The sequence below is a fragment of the Arthrobacter sp. TRD_SC_6 genome (assembly GCF_055361185.1).
In genome coordinates, this window is sequence record NZ_CM143953.1 from 2,918,112 (window position 1) to 2,933,149 (window position 15,038).

The following is a 15,038-nucleotide window of genomic DNA, read 5'->3' on the forward strand; positions in this document are numbered from 1 at the left end:
GGGCCATGACATCGCACTCCTCAATGGCCATGGCGCCCTCCCCTGTCTCAATTGCTGCCGTCGCGGCCGACAATCTCAGTAAGTCCTACGGCCGCGGCAACACCACCATCCACGCCCTCCGTGACGTGACCGTCAGCTTCCCGAGCGGCCGGTTCACCGCGATCATGGGCCCTTCCGGTTCCGGCAAATCAACGCTCATGCACTGCCTGGCTGGCCTCGATACAGCTGACTCCGGTCGCATCGCCATTGGCGGCACGGACATTACCGGCCTGACTGACGCCGAACTGACCCGCCTGCGGCGCGACCGCGTGGGCTTCGTCTTCCAGTCCTTCAACCTCATCCCGACCCTGACGGCCGAGCAGAACATCACCCTGCCCGTCGCGCTTGCGGGAGGAACCGTGGACCGCGAGTGGTTGACCCAGATCTGCACCATCCTGGGCCTGACCGACCGCCTGACCCACCGCCCGCACGAGCTTTCCGGTGGGCAACAGCAGCGGGTCGCCGTGGCCAGGGCCCTCCTGACCCGGCCCGACGTCATCTTCGGTGATGAGCCGACAGGCAACCTCGATTCCCGATCCGGCGCCGAGGTGCTCGCCCTGTTGCGGCGCAGCAGCCAGGAAATGGGCCAGAGCATCATCATGGTGACGCACGATCCTGTGGCGGCTTCCTACGCAGACCGCGTCATCCTCATGCAGGACGGCGAGCTCGTAGGCGAGCTTGAACGCAGTGCCCCCGATGCCATCCTCGCCGCCCTCTCACAGCTGGGAGCCTGAGCCGTGTTGACAGTGGCCCTGTCCCAGGTTGCCCGGCACGCACGCCGGTACATCGCCGTCGGGCTCGCCGTTATGCTCGGCGTTGGTTTCCTTGCCGCCACCCTGATGGTCGGCGGCACAACCATCGCTACCCTGCAGAACAGCATCGGCGCCGAGTACGTGAAGGCAGACCTGGTGGTTTCCGATGACAGCGGCGCCCCGCTCCCCGAAGGGACTGCAGGACAGCTGACAAAAGTTGCCGGTGTCGAGGCGGTGCATGCGGATACGCAGGGCTCCTTTGTGCTTGGGACGCCGGACACCACCAATTACGCGTTGATTGCCACGCTTGCACCCGACTCCCTCGAGAGCCTGGTGGTCGAGGTAGGACGGCTCCCTATCGCGGACAGCGAAGTGATCATTGACTCCGCATCTGCGGAGCAACTCGCTGTATCGATCGGCGACACAGTTCAGGGCGCTCCCCTCGCGGCCGGCACTCCTGAGGACAGCATCTCGACAGCTGCGCAGACCCTTACGGTTGTGGGGCTGAGTGAGCCCTCCAGCCACCCGTTCAGCTCGGGGATGATCCAGGTGCACAGCATCCAGTCAGGGGTGTCCACTCTGGCTCCCGAGGCTGCGGCGTCCACGGTCCAACTTCTCCTCGCCGACGGTGCTGACCAGGGCGCCGTCAGGCAGTCAGTGAGCGAAATAGTCTCCAACTCAGGCGTAGCCAGCGTCTCTGTGCTCACTAGCACCGAGCAGACCACCGAGGACGTCGCGGCCTTCTCCGGAGGACAGGATCAGCTGACCATCGTGCTGCTTGCATTCGCCGTGGTCGCCGTCATTGTCACAGCACTGGTAATTGCCAATACCTTCTCGGTCCTGGTGGCGCAGCGCACGCGCGAACTGGCGCTGCTGCGCTGCATCGGCGCCGGGCGCGGGCAGATCCGCCGCTCCGTGCTCCTCGAAGCGGCAGTTGTCGGCACCGTCTCATCCGCCCTCGGAGTACTGCTTGCGGCCGGCGTGATGTGGACCCTCGTGGCCATCGCCCGCACCATCCCGGGCAGCGAATTCGCGACGTTGGCGGTGCCGCCGTCGGCTGTGGTCGCCGGGATGGTCGTGGGCATCCTCATGACCATCGCGGCAGCGCTGGTGCCCGCTCGGGCGGCCACCGCCGTCGCGCCGCTCGCCGCTCTCCGCCCTGCGGACTACGCCGGTGTCGGCACCCGCCGTGGACGGGTGAAGCTCGGTATTGGGATGGCGCTGCTCGTAGGCGGGGGGCTACTCCTCGCCATCGGCGCCGTCAGTGCCAACCTGCTGGTTGCGCTCCCTGGAGGTGCGCTGTCCTTCCTCGGCCTTTTGCTCTGCGCCGGATTGTTCATTCCCGCACTGGTGACAAAGGTGGGCCGGCTGGCAAAACCGCTCGGCGTGCCGGGCGAGCTCGCGGCCGTCAATGCGGTGCGGAATCCCGCCCGTACGACGGCGACGGCCACCGCTTTGATCGTGGGAGTCACCCTCGTGAGCATGATGATGGCCGGCGCCCAGTCCTCCCGGACAGCATTCGAGGACGCGCTGGCGCAGAACTATCCGGTCGACATGGAGGTGCAGCTGGAAGGCGAGAACCCAGCGGGCGCCATGGAGTCCGTACTGGCGCTCGACGGAGTGGAAGCCGTTGTGCAGCCCACCGCCGTCGCCCTTACGGGGGACGAAGCCGGTGCACAGGTGGTCTACACGCTTTCGGATGAGGACGCCGTCACCGTGCTCCGGTCCGGAAACACCTATCCACGCGACGGCGCAGTAGTGATGCCCGATGGAACCGACCTTACCGAGCTGACCGTGAAGGGTACTCTCGCCGAACAGACATTGCCCGTGGTCGTTGCCGAAAGCCGGACCATTGTTCCGCTGATCTCCGGAACAACTGCTGAGAGCCTGGGGATCATGGACTCCCCTGAAGCTATAGGCGGCGTGCTCTGGCTGAAGCTGGATGATTCGCTTGATTCAGGGCAGATCACTGAACTCCGGACAGAAATTGTCGACGCCCTTGGGCTGCCCGAGTACCTCGTCTCGGGCGCCGCGCTGGAGCGAGCGATGTTCAACCAGATCATTGATGTGCTGCTCCTCGTGGTGACTGCACTGCTGGCGGTCGCTGTGTTGATCGCGCTCATCGGCGTCGCAAACACCCTCTCGCTGTCCGTGTTGGAACGTACCCGCGAATCCGCGCTACTGCGTGCGCTCGGACTCACCAAGGGCCAGCTCAGGGGAATGTTGGCCGTTGAAGCGGTGCTCATCGCCGGCGTCGCTGCACTATTCGGTGTGCTGCTCGGCATGCTGTATGGCTGGCTGGGCGCGCAGTCCGCGCTCGGCGTAGTGGCCACGGTCACGCCGTCGTTCCCCTGGCTGCAACTCCTCGGCGTGCTCGTCGTCGCCATCGTGGCGGGTCTGCTCGCCTCGGTGATGCCCGCACGCCGGGCAGCGAAGCTCTCACCTGTCCAGGGATTGGCCGTAGACAGCTGACCTGCAAGGATGGCAACACGCCCCGCGCAGTGTGGGGCGTGTTGCCAAGGAGGATCCGTGTCCGAATCGAGTCGCGAGGGGCAGCAGTGGCTGTTCCGTTACCTGGAGGACCACCTCCTCGGCGCAACCGGAGGGGTGCGGCTCTTCGCAGCGGCCAGCGAGACCTGGGCGGATACCGAACACGGGCGCACCCTGACCAAACTCCGGGACGAGATCGACGGCGAACGCAGTGAACTGCTCCGCTCACTGAAGGCGCAGGGACACCGCCCCAATACGGCGAAAATGGCCTTTGCGCACGTCAGCGCCACCGCTGCGCGGCTCAACCCGCTCAACCTTCGGCGGGCGGCGAAAGGTCCCGGAGCGCAGCTGGAACTCGAGGCCCTGCAGAGTCTGGTGCGCGGCAAGGAAGCGCTGTGGGAAACGCTGCTGGTGCTGGTGGACGCCGGCTGGTCCTTCTCCGGATACAACCGGGAACGCCTCGTCCAGCTGGCCGGGAGAGCCCGGGGTCAGCAGAGCGAGATCGCGACGATCATGACGGCCACCGCGGCTGGCCGCTTTCAGACTCCGCGTTGACTTCGCAGGACACACCCGGAAAATTGCGCTATCAGGGGTGTGTCCTGCTGTCTGTTCTACGCTTCGGCGGGTTCTTCGTACTTGGGGAACACCGGCGTCGGTGCGGGCAGGGCGACTCCCGGCACAATGGGCGAGGCCAGAGCGCTGAACTGGCGCGCGTCGTCGTCGTCCGTTGTTCCCTGGCCCAGGACCGTCAACAGCTTCGCCGCTCCGTCCGGCATCACCGGTTGGACGAGGATCGACACGATGCGCAGGATTTCCAGCGTCACGTAGAGCACGGTGTTCATGCGGTCCAGATCCGTTTTGCGCAGGACCCACGGCTGCTGCTCGGCGAAGTAGGCGTTGGTGTCTCCCAGGACCGTCCAGATCGCCTCGAGTGCGCGGGAGAGTTCCTGGCGCTCGAACGCCGCGCGGCAGGACTCAAGGAGACCGTTGGCCGCCTCCAGGATGCTTAGGTCCGCTTCCGAGAACGACGACGGCGCCGGCACCAGTCCGTCGCAGTTCTTCGCCACCATCGACAGTGACCGCTGAGCCAGGTTACCCAGGTTATTCGCGAGGTCGGAGTTCATGCGGGAGACTATTGCCTCGTGGCTGTAGGAGCCGTCCGCTCCGAAGGGGACCTCGCGGAGCAGGAAGAACCGGATCTGGTCCCGGCCATACTGTTCAATCCAGTCTTTTGGCGCTATGACGTTGCCCAGCGACTTGGACATCTTTACGCCCTTGTTGTGCAGGAAGCCGTGGATCATGATGCGCTTGGGCAGCTCTATCCCGGCTGACATCAGGAACGCCGGCCAGAAGATGGCGTGGAACCGGGAGATGTCCTTGCCAATCACATGGACATCCGCTGGCCAGAACTTCCTGAACTGCTCCGATTCAGTGTCCGGGTAGCCGACGCCGGTCAGGTAGTTGGTCAGCGCGTCCACCCATACGTACATGACGTGCTTCGGGTTGCCCGGGACGGGAACGCCCCAGTCGAAAGTGGTGCGGCTGATCGAGAGGTCGTCGAGACCACGTTTGACGAAGCTGATGACCTCATTGAACCGGGACTGCGGGGCCCCAAACTCGGGCTGCTCGGCGTAGAGGGCCAGCAGCCGGTCCTGGTAGTCGGAAAGCCGGAAGAAGTAGCTTTCCTCCTCCGTCCAGGTGACCTCGGTGTCGGTTTCCTTCGAGTAGCGGATGCCGTCCTCGCGGAGCTCGGTGTCTTCTTCGGTGTAGTACGCCTCGTCACGGACCGAGTACCACCCCGCGTACTTGTCGAGGTAGATGTCGCCGTTGGCTTCCATCCGCTGCCAGATCGCGGAGGCTGCCGCGTAATGGTCCGCGTCGGTGGTGCGGATGAATCGGTCGTAGGAGGTCGCGGCGTCGTCGTTCATGTCCTTGAAAGCCTGCGCGTTGCGCGTCGCGAGATCTCTGACCGGAATTCCTTCACGGTCCGCGGTCTGCTGCATCTTAAGGCCGTGTTCGTCGGTACCGGTCAGGAACATGACGTCGTACCCGTCAAGACGCTTGAAGCGCGCGACAGCGTCAGAGGCAATCGCCTCGTACGCGTGGCCTACGTGGGGAAGGCCGTTCGGGTACGAAATGGACGTAGTGATGTAAAAGGGAGGCTTCTGCGCGGAACTCACCATAGAAAGTTACCCTCTTTCCGAGGGGTTTTCCCTTCGTTACCAGGATCGGGCGTCGAGGACCCCGCCGCCCGTACTTGTCACCGCCCAGGGCATGCTCTATCTCTGCGGGGTGTGAGACGTCTACTTCGGCAGGATCGTGGTTCCCTTGATGGACTCACGTACGAAGCTTCTTGCTGGCAGCTGCTGCGTCAGAATACGTCGAGAACGCTCTTGACTGTCAACGGTGCTCACCCCGTAAGGACTGCGATTGGCCATCTCGACGTGCATCGAGACTCCACCAGCCCGACTGTAATCAACTAGTTCCCATTCTGCATGTATGCGTGCTCCAACCTCGGTTGACTTTCGAGACAAGAGTCAGCGAGACCCGAGTGATGCTCCTTGGGTAGCGATCAACATACGGGGAACGGACTACTCGCGTAGATGAACCACCAACTATCCACACTTAGACGTCGCAGGGCGATCACCTATCGTGCTCTATGTCGAAGTTCAGGGCTCGCAGGTTATCTAATTGAAAGTTAAGCATCGCTGTTTCTTTTCAAATATCTACCGGTCGATCGGCGGGATGCACAATCGAACGCTACGGACTCTTACCATATTCCGTGATTCGAACTTATTGAACCTGTGGGGAGGCACCCAACCACAGGCAAGCAATGAGACACATGCACGACCAAAGCGTGTCTCATCCGCCACCCATCCACCGCGTGTCCAGGCGCTCCCCAGTGGGAACCGTCAGCCATCACGGTAAGAACCCGTCAACCGCGCTCGAAACGCACTGCTTTCATCAGCCCAGGTGGCCCCAGTACGGGGATCTGAGTAGTAGCTTCGGCTACGCAAGTGACGCGATGCCAAAGACAAGTAGTGGCTACTCTTATAAGTCATTCGCGCCCGCTCCTACACTGACGATTGAACTTGAGAAGTAGAAATACGTACTTTCAAGTGTTCCGGATCTCAACAGGTCTCAAACGACAGATTTAATCGAGCGGGTGTAATTATGCGTGTATTAGTGACGGGTGGAGCGGGATTTCTAGGATCTCACCTCTGCGAAACCCTATTAGGCCGCGGTGATTCAGTAGTTTGCGTAGACGACCTGTCCACGGGACGTCTTGATAACATTTCGAGACTCTTTGAAAGCTCCAGTTTTACCTTCGTACAGTCAAACGTCAGTGACGGGCTACGCGTCAGGGGTTCACTCGATGCGGTCGCTCACCTGGCCAGCCCAGCGTCTCCGCCGGACTACCATCGGTTTCCGCTAGAAACACTCGCAGTCGGCAGCAGGGGGACAGAAAATTCCCTAAAACTCGCTGAGATGAAGGAGGCGCGTTTCGTATTAGCCTCCACCAGCGAGGTGTACGGCGACCCGGCCGTCCATCCGCAGAACGAACAATACCGGGGAAATGTCAGTTCGGTTGGTCCCCGAAGCGTCTATGACGAGGCCAAACGCTTCGCCGAAGCCATAACCATGGCCTATGCACGCACAAATTCTGTGAATGTTGGAATCTTAAGGATCTTCAACACTTTCGGTCCCCGAATGCGCGCCGAGGACGGGCGCGTGGTTTCAAGTTTCATTGCGCAGGCGCTGAATGGTGATCCACTGACTATTTACGGCGATGGTCACCAGACAAGGAGCTTCTGCTACGTCGACGACCTCATTCGTGGCATCGTAGCGATGATCGACAGTCCAGAGCGAGGACCGATCAACCTGGGGAATCCAGTGGAGCGAACCGTACGGGAGTTGGCTGATTTGATCCTCCGGATCACCGGGTCGCCCTCGGTCATCGAGTTTCATCAGCTACCGGTAGACGATCCAAGCCGCCGGCAACCCGATATCAGCCTCGCCGAAAATCTACTGGGGTGGCACCCCAGAATTTCGGCTGAAGAAGGGCTGCATCACACCGTAACCTACTTCCGCGCTCACGGCGGTGAAGTAGCTGCAGCTGCAGGGGGTCTTGCCGGCCCTCAATTCGAGGGGAGTACGCCCCTCCGGTCGCAAGAACAAACATCCTATTTGGCCGCCCCGGCATAGACAGAAGCTTCTCAGACCGCGCTTTCAGATCCTTTCCGAAGGCGGCTCGGCCGCAACCAACATCCTCACTATTGGAGGTCATAATGCGTATCACCGTCATTGGCACCGGCTATCTCGGTGCGGTGCATGCAGCTGGCATGGCAGAGTACGGGCACGATGTCTTAGGAATTGACGTCGACGCTGTGAAGGTCGAGCGGCTGGCTCAGGGACACGCACCTTTCTTCGAACCCGGATTTCCGGAACTGCTTCGCGCGAACATCGATGCTGGTCGATTGAGATTCACCACGTCACTGCAGGAGGCGGCGGAGTTCGGCACAGTTCATTTCATCTGTGTGGGAACTCCGCAATCTCCCGGATCAACGGCCGCGGACTTGAAGTACGTCGACGCAGTTATTGAAGGATTAGCTCCTCACCTGCAAAAGCCATGCCTGATCGTGGGTAAATCCACAGTTCCCGTGGGCACGGCAGCCCGGCTCGCCGCTATGGTTGCGTGTCTGGCTCCCGTGGGAAATCAGGCTCAGGTGGCTTGGAATCCGGAGTTTCTGAGGGAGGGTTTCGCGGTAGACGACACACTCCACCCAGATCGGCTGGTGGTGGGGGTCACGTCACCGGAAGCCGATTCGCTCCTTCGGGAGGTGTACGCCAAGGTGCTAGAAGCCGGCACACCCTATATATCCACAGACCTGGCCACGGCAGAACTGGTCAAGGTTTCTGCAAATGCGTTCCTGGCCACCAAAATCTCCTTCATCAACGCGATCTCTGAAGTTTGCGAAGCGGTAGGCGCGGATATCGTTCCGCTGGCCGCCGCTCTCGGCCACGATGCTCGCATCGGCCAAAAATTTCTATGTCCGGGAGTGGGCTTCGGTGGCGGCTGTCTCCCGAAAGACATCCGCGCATTCCTCGCACGGGCGGAGGAACTTGGGATCAGTGAGGCGCTTGAATTTTTGAAGAACGTGGATCAGGTCAACGTCAATCGGCGTCGCAGCGCCGTTACTCTGTCCCGCACCATGCTCGGCGGTTCACTACAGGACAAGAGGATCGCCGTGCTCGGTGCGGCTTTCAAGCCCAACAGCGACGACGTGCGGGACTCGCCCGCATTGAGTGTTGCCAGCGCGCTTCAAAGCCAGGGCGCCCGCGTACGCGTCCATGACCCCGAGGCGATCGAAAATGCTCGCGCCGCCTATCCGTCCCTCGATTACACCACAGAGGTTCAGAAAGCTTTCGAAGGAGCTGAGCTCGCCGTGCACCTCACGGAGTGGCAGGAATACCGGCGACTTGATCCGGTGCACCTTTCGACACTGGTTTCAGTGCCGCGAATCCTCGATGCCCGGAACTGCTTGGACATAGATCACTGGCGCGGTGCCGGTTGGTCCGTGCGGGCCATGGGCCGGCCGACACGATAGATCTAGGGGTAACGGATATGACTACTACGCCAACTGCTCTGGTCACAGGAGGAGCCGGTTTCATCGGCAGCCACTGTTGTCTTGACCTGCTCCTTCACGGTTTCAATGTCGTCGTGGTTGATAACCTCACGAACAGTTGCAGCGCTTCTCTGGACCGTGTCCGCAGTATGGGCGGCGGGAATATGTTTTTCCATGAGTTGGATATTTGTGACACTGCTCGGCTCAGTGAGGTGTTCTCAAAACACCCTATCGACGTGGTCGTCCATTTCGCCGCCCATAAGTCCGTCGGCGATTCAGTTAATCGGCCGCTGGACTATTTCACGAACAATGTCTCCGGGTTACTCAGCCTGTTGCGCGTAATGCATGCCAACGAGGTGAAGCATCTTATCTTCTCCTCGTCATGCAGCATCTATGGGAATACCCGGGACCTCCCCATCACTGAAACCTCCCCCCCCAACCCCACCAATCCGTATGCCCGCAGCAAGTGGATGTGCGAGCAGATACTGGACGATCTCTGCGCCCGGTACCGTGACTGGTCTGTAACGGCGCTACGGTACTTCAACCCGGTCGGTGCTCACCCAACCGGTCAGATAGGCGAACACCCCACCGGCTTCTCAACCAACCTAGTGCCGTTTCTCACACAGCTTGCTGCGGGACGGCATAAGGAACTACGGATTTTCGGGTCGGACTACCCGACGCCGGATGGCACAGCCGTGCGAGACTACGTCCACGTGATGGATGTCGTGGAAGCGCACCGTCTCGCACTGCAGACCGGGGGCGTGCCAGGGTTTCGCCGCTACAACCTTGGCACGGGCGTCGGCACGTCCGTTTTTGAGCTGGTAAACGAATTTGCAACCGTCACTGGCCAAGAAATTCCTTACCGGGTGGTGGGGCGCCGGCCCGGCGACGTAGCGGAACTGGTGGCCTCACCTGCTCTCGCGAACGCTCAGTTGGGCTGGACTGCCCGCCGTCCCCTCTCTCAGGCTTGCCGGGATGCCTGGCACTTCCAGGAGAAGCACCCGTCCGGCTACCGGGCATCGACCCTCTCCCCCCTCACGAGCCAGAAATGAGTGGCCGGCTCGGTTCCAACGCCACAGGGCGCCTCGACAGCAACTTTGCACCGTTGCGGAGCACGATGATCAGTGCGACCCGCGCCGGGCCTATCCTGTCAGGCCGCCGTGCTCCCCGTGGCTCGGTACAACCGGGCACGTTTGTACCCGCGCTTGACACGCGAGACCGCGTCGTCGTCGCTGCCCTCTCCGTCCTATGGTTGGCTGCTTTCGGGTCGTTCTGGGCTTGGTGGCTGCAGCCGGAGCGCAATATGGGCTGGCCTGGGCTGGTGCTGACTTCGGCATTCCTGTTCTATTTCGCCTACCTTCCAAGCTACTTCCTGTTGGTAGCGAACCGGCTGTACAAGGTGAACCCGGCCATTCCGGTTCCGTCGCTGCGAATAGCGTTCGTAGTCACCAAGGCGCCATCCGAGCCATGGTTGACGGCTCAGAAGACGTTGCTTGCCATGCTGGACCAAACGTTCCCGCACGCCTACGATGTCTGGCTATGCGACGAGGACCCGGCATCGGAAGTGGTCCAGTGGTGTAAACGGAACGGCGTCCGCCTTTCCACTCGGCGGGGCGTTGCCGAGTACCACCGGACGGAGTGGCCGCGGCGAACCAAATGCAAGGAAGGTAACCTCGCATACTTCTACGATCATTGGGGCTACGAAAATTATGACGTGGTCGCCCAACTTGATTGTGACCACGTTCCGGAGCCGGGCTACCTGACCGAAATGGTGCGCCCCTTTGCAGACTCCTCAATTGGATACGTCGCCGCGCCCAGCATGAATGACTCGAACGCCGACCTGTCCTGGTCAGCCAGAGGGCGCCTGCACCGGGAGGCTACTTTCCACGGCGCCGTTCAACTCGGACATGGGAAGGGGCTAGCACCATCCTGCATCGGGTCTCATTACGCTGTGCGCACCAAGGCACTTCTGGACATCGGTGGTCTGGGACCTGAACTGGCAGAAGACTTTTCTACCGCTTTCCTGCTCACTTCAGCGGGCTGGAAGTCAGCTTTCGCCATCGAGGCGGAGGCACACGGCGAAGGGCCACTCACATTCGCCGCCATGGCTACCCAGGAGTTCCAATGGTCGCGCAGCCTCATGACGCTGCTTCTCGAAACGGTACCGAAACATCTTCACCGGTTCTCATGGCCCTTGCGATTGCGCTTCCTCTTCGCCCTTTCTTACTATCCATTGCTCACAATCACAACCGCTGTGGGCCTGACGATGTCCGCGGCAGCAGCCGTCGCCGGAACTCCATGGGTCAACGTGAACTACTTCGAGTTCCTAGCCCGTTGGTTCTCGATGAGCGTTTGCACAATTGCCATCACGCTTTTCATCCGCCGCCGCGGGCTACTTCGGCCAAAGGCATCTCCGATCATCAGCTGGGAGAACTGGCTGTACGCGTTCGCCCGCTGGCCCTTTATCGCTTGGGGAGTGCTGGCTGCCCTGGAGAAAAGAATTTGGCCAAGTTCGGTGGAATTTAGGGTCACGCCGAAAATGAGGGGCAAGTTTGAACCTCTCGCAGGACGCATGGTGGCACCATTCTGCATACTCTCCGTATTGATGTCCACAGCGGCGCTTATTGGTGAAGCCACCACCGCACTTTACGGGTACGTCTTTCTGTGTCTGTTCGCAGCTTTCTGCTACGGGGTAGTGAGTCTGATGGTTCCGCAGCTTCACGCGTATGAGAGCGCCAAGGAGGCGGGAGTGGAATGGGGAATTGCTCGGCGGGCCACTGCGAAAGCACCGCTCATCATGGCTGTGCTGACTTGGATTCCGCTGATTGCGGCCATCATCCTCTATCCGCAGTATGTTCAACCCATTCTCGGACCGTAACCACCGGTGATCGTCCCCTCACTCAAACGGAGAGCTGGTTGGCCCCACTACCGGCGCTGGACCAGCAAGAATAGAGATCGCAGAAGGAGAGCAGCGTGAGTGGTTCACCTACAGGACTACCTTTGCAGTTTCACGTGCGTAATTGCGATGCACTGGCCCTGGACTGGAGTGATAGCCCATGATGGTCCCCCGCCATGCCGAGCCTGGCCGCTCGCGCAGGCCAGACGGCCTACGGAACACATTATGGAGGATGTGGGCGCTCACGGCGGGATCCATCGTACTCATCGTGGCCGTAGTTGCGGCAGCCCTCATCGGGACTAGGTTGCAACCTGCAGCGTCACCCGTTGTACCCCTTACAGTGGCGCCCACCGTGGCTCCAATGCCACCGTTACCATCCTCTGCGCAATCCCCCGGCCTACCGCTTATCCGCGGCGCCGACATTTCCTCCTCCCTTCAAGTAGAAGCTGTTGGCGGGACAGTCAGCGTCAACGGAGAAACCGCCCCGATAGAGCAGTTGCTCAGTAGCCAGGGGGCAAACTACGTCCGACTCCGGCTTTGGGTCAATCCTCCAGCCGGCACCAGCGATCTTCCGTCAGCCCTCACACTGGCTCGTCGGGCCCATGCCGCCGGGCTGGACTTGATGCTTGATCTTCATTATTCAGACACATGGGCTGACCCTGGACACCAGCAGACTCCTGAGGCCTGGCGAAACCAAACTTCTACGGATCTACGGCGCACCGTTGAGACCTACACCCGGGATGTGGTGGCCGCTTTCGCGCGACAAGGCACGCCAGTCGGCATCGTGCAGATCGGCAACGAGGTTGCACGTGGGATGCTCTGGCCGGTTGGAAAGATCTACCGAGACGATGGCGAGCATTGGACTGAATTCGCAGAGTTGCTCAAAGCTGGCACCAAGGGAGCCAAGGGTGGAAACCCCGCCGATCCGCCGTTGACTTTGATCCAATTTGACCACGCAGGAGAGACGGAGGAGTCGATGCGCTTCTTTGCCCAACTGCAGAAGTTTGGCGTCGCCTTCGACATGATTGGGCTTAGCTTCTATCCTTTTTGGCACGGCTCGTTCGCTGAGCTGCAGAACACACTGCAGGTCCTCGCGACCCGCTACGACAAAGACATCATCATCGCCGAAACCGGCTATCCCTGGACGCTGTCAAGCGGCAGCGATGTCCCAAGCCGGGTCAACACCGTGCAGGCGCTTCCTGACGGCGCAGCCTATCCGCCGACCCCTCAAGGCCAATCAGAGTTCTTCTCGACCCTCAAACAAATACTGCTGGACGTTCCCGACGGACACGGCCTCGGCTTCTTCGTGTGGGAGCCGGGGTGGCTTCCCGGTGTGGACATCATTGCCGGGGCCGGAAACCCTTACTCCAATCTCACGCTCTTCGATTGGGAAGGCCGAGGTCTTCCAGGTTTAGACGCATTTCACCCCATACTCGTTGAAGGGTCTCCTCCAAGGGCGTTGCCCTTTTAATCCTGGAGGTCAACCTCACGCGCCACAGTGGCGCCGATGGCTTCCTTCAGGTTCTCAAGTACGTCCTGCGGAACAGAACTGTCAACGGTCAGGAGTGAGAGCGCCTGGCCGCCTTCCTTACTCCTTGCAACCTGCATGCCGGCGATGTTGATGCCGCGCTCCCCCAGCACCTGCCCGAGGGTTCCGATGACGCCGGGACGGTCCTGGTAGAGAATCACCAGAAGGTGCTCGCTGATGGGGATTTCGAGGTCGTATCCATTGACACCAACCAGCTTCTGGATCTGCTTCGGTCCGGTGAGCGTGCCGGCCACCGAGATCTGGGATCCGTCCGAGAGTGCGCCCCGGATGGTCAGCACATTCCGGTACTCCTCGGACTGGTCCGTGGTGACCAGCCGTGTGTGAATGCCGCGCTGCTCGGCAAGTACCGGAGCGTTGACGTAAGACACCTGCTCCGAGACGACGTCGGTGAATACACCCTTGAGGGCGGCGAGTTCCAGCGCCTTGACGTCCTGGGACGCGATTTCACCTGCGACCTCGACTTCGATTTGCGTGAGTGAATCGTGGGTCAACGCAGTGAAGATCCGGCCGAGCTTTTCAATCAGCGGAATGCCGGGGCGCACCTCCGGTGCAATGATCCCGCCTGCGACGTTCACGGCGTCGGGCACAAGTTCACCGGCCAGTGCAAGGCGCACCGACTTGGCGACCGAGATGCCCGCCTTTTCCTGCGCTTCCTCGGTGGAGGCCCCAAGGTGCGGTGTCACCACCACGTTGTCGAGCTCGAAGAACGGCAGGTCGGTGCTCGGTTCCTTCACGAACACGTCAACGCCGGCCCCGGCGATCTGCCCTTCCTTCAAAGCGGTGTACAGCGCTTCCTCATCGACGAGGCCACCACGGGCAACGTTGACCACATACGCGCTGTTCTTCATTTTCTGGAAGGCCGCTGTACCGAGCATGCCGACCGTTTCCGGAGTCTTGGGCATGTGGATCGTGATGAAGTCCGAATCCGCGAGGAGTTCGTCAAGGGAAACGAGCTGCACACCGAGCTGAGCTGCCCGAGCCGAGGTGACATAGGGGTCGAAGGCGAGGATTTCGGTGCCGAACCCCTGTAGCCGCTCGGCAACGAGCGCGCCGATCCGCCCAAGGCCGATGATGCCGATCTTCTTCTCGTACAGTTCGATGCCCGCGTACTTAGACCGCTTCCACTCCCCGCCCTTGAGTGCACCGCTGGCCTGCGGAATGTGGCGGGCGAGGCTGAGGATGTGGCCGACCGTGAGTTCGGCTGCGGAGATGATGTTCGACGTCGGTGCGTTCACCACCATCACCCCCGCCTGCGTTGCGGCCTTGATGTCGACGTTGTCCAGCCCGACGCCGGCGCGCGCGATGACCTTCAGGTTCGGCGCCGCTGCAATGGCTTCGGCATCCACCTGAGTTGCGGAGCGCACCAGAATCGCGTCAACTTCAGTGATCGCTTCCAGCAGCTTCGACCGGTCGGAGCCGTCAGTCTGACGGATTTCGAAGTCTGGTCCGAGAGCGTCCACGGTTGCTGGCGAGAGTTCTTCGGCAAGGAGAACTACTGGTCTTTTCACGGGTGATCCTTCGCAGAGCGGTGGGCAGAAATGGGCGTTGGGAGACGGTCAGGACTTTCAGCCAGTCTAATTTGGACGCAGGCAACACTCACTTTGTTACCCGCCGATCGTCACTGGTGAGACGGATCCCACATGGAAACGGCCGGGCGGATGAGCCTCCATCCACCCGGCCGTTCC

The 15,038-nt window shown here is 61.1% G+C and carries 10 protein-coding genes; 8 read left to right on the plus strand and 2 right to left on the minus strand.

All coding sequences use genetic code 11. The features are described from left to right. Positions 1 to 5: 5 nt before the first annotated feature. The 3 genes from ACWA1U_RS13860 to ACWA1U_RS13870 are packed head-to-tail and all read left to right on the plus strand — an operon-like array spanning position 6 to position 3,836. Positions 6 to 773 (plus strand): ABC transporter ATP-binding protein, encoded by a 768-nt coding sequence (locus tag ACWA1U_RS13860; protein ID WP_463722744.1) that lies wholly within the window; start codon positions 6 to 8, stop codon positions 771 to 773. Positions 774 to 776: 3 nt separating this feature from the next. After that, a complete protein-coding gene (locus tag ACWA1U_RS13865) occupies positions 777 to 3,263 on the plus strand; it encodes an ABC transporter permease (RefSeq protein WP_463722745.1) in 2,487 nt (828 codons plus the stop codon). A gap of 57 nt (positions 3,264 to 3,320) precedes the next feature. Next, positions 3,321 to 3,836 (plus strand): hypothetical protein, encoded by a 516-nt coding sequence (locus ACWA1U_RS13870; protein ID WP_463722746.1) that lies wholly within the window; start codon positions 3,321 to 3,323, stop codon positions 3,834 to 3,836. Between the two features lie 56 nt (positions 3,837 to 3,892). Here the strand turns inward: ACWA1U_RS13870 and metG are convergent, their stop codons facing one another. Then, the gene (gene metG / locus ACWA1U_RS13875; protein WP_463722747.1) at positions 3,893 to 5,464 is read right to left on the minus strand and encodes a methionine--tRNA ligase; all 1,572 of its coding nucleotides are present in this window, start codon (positions 5,462 to 5,464) and stop codon (positions 3,893 to 3,895) included. A gap of 991 nt (positions 5,465 to 6,455) precedes the next feature. Here metG and ACWA1U_RS13880 point away from each other — a divergent pair. The 5 genes from ACWA1U_RS13880 (at position 6,456) to ACWA1U_RS13900 (ending at position 13,275) form a co-directional block, all read left to right on the plus strand. After that, positions 6,456 to 7,487 carry a UDP-glucuronic acid decarboxylase family protein gene (locus ACWA1U_RS13880; protein WP_463722748.1) on the plus strand — a complete coding sequence of 344 codons (1,032 nt, stop codon included), beginning with the start codon at positions 6,456 to 6,458 and terminating at the stop codon, positions 7,485 to 7,487. A gap of 83 nt (positions 7,488 to 7,570) precedes the next feature. Further along, the gene (locus tag ACWA1U_RS13885; RefSeq protein WP_463722749.1) at positions 7,571 to 8,890 is read left to right on the plus strand and encodes a UDP-glucose dehydrogenase family protein; all 1,320 of its coding nucleotides are present in this window, start codon (positions 7,571 to 7,573) and stop codon (positions 8,888 to 8,890) included. A gap of 17 nt (positions 8,891 to 8,907) precedes the next feature. Further along, positions 8,908 to 9,960, plus strand: a complete 1,053-nt coding sequence (gene galE / locus ACWA1U_RS13890) for a UDP-glucose 4-epimerase GalE (protein ID WP_463722750.1) — start codon at positions 8,908 to 8,910, stop codon at positions 9,958 to 9,960. Further along, on the plus strand, positions 9,957 to 11,786 hold the full coding sequence (locus ACWA1U_RS13895; RefSeq protein WP_463722751.1) for a glycosyltransferase family 2 protein: 1,830 nt from the start codon (positions 9,957 to 9,959) through the stop codon (positions 11,784 to 11,786). Before galE ends, ACWA1U_RS13895 begins: the two co-directional genes overlap by 4 nt. 379 nt (positions 11,787 to 12,165) lie before the next feature. Continuing rightward, positions 12,166 to 13,275, plus strand: a complete 1,110-nt coding sequence (locus ACWA1U_RS13900; RefSeq protein ID WP_463725053.1) for a glycoside hydrolase family 53 protein — start codon at positions 12,166 to 12,168, stop codon at positions 13,273 to 13,275. Here the strand turns inward: ACWA1U_RS13900 and serA are convergent. Then, positions 13,272 to 14,861 carry a phosphoglycerate dehydrogenase gene (gene serA, locus ACWA1U_RS13905; RefSeq protein WP_463722752.1) on the minus strand — a complete coding sequence of 530 codons (1,590 nt, stop codon included), beginning with the start codon at positions 14,859 to 14,861 and terminating at the stop codon, positions 13,272 to 13,274. The genes ACWA1U_RS13900 and serA overlap by 4 nt on opposite strands. Between the last annotated feature and the right edge of the window lie 177 nt (positions 14,862 to 15,038).

Bases quoted from the DNA above. Each gene is read 5' to 3' on its own strand.
- ACWA1U_RS13895 (WP_463722751.1), top strand. From the start codon at position 9,957: ATGAGTGGCCGGCTCGGTTCCAACGCCACAGGGCGCCTCGACAGCAAC.
- ACWA1U_RS13880 (WP_463722748.1), top strand. From the start codon at position 6,456: ATGCGTGTATTAGTGACGGGTGGAGCGGGATTTCTAGGATCTCACCTC.
- ACWA1U_RS13900 (WP_463725053.1), top strand. From the start codon at position 12,166: ATGCCACCGTTACCATCCTCTGCGCAATCCCCCGGCCTACCGCTTATC.
- ACWA1U_RS13860 (WP_463722744.1), top strand. From the start codon at position 6: ATGACATCGCACTCCTCAATGGCCATGGCGCCCTCCCCTGTCTCAATT.
- ACWA1U_RS13885 (WP_463722749.1), top strand. From the start codon at position 7,571: ATGCGTATCACCGTCATTGGCACCGGCTATCTCGGTGCGGTGCATGCA.
- metG (WP_463722747.1), bottom strand. From the start codon at position 5,464: ATGGTGAGTTCCGCGCAGAAGCCTCCCTTTTACATCACTACGTCCATT.
- galE (WP_463722750.1), top strand. From the start codon at position 8,908: ATGACTACTACGCCAACTGCTCTGGTCACAGGAGGAGCCGGTTTCATC.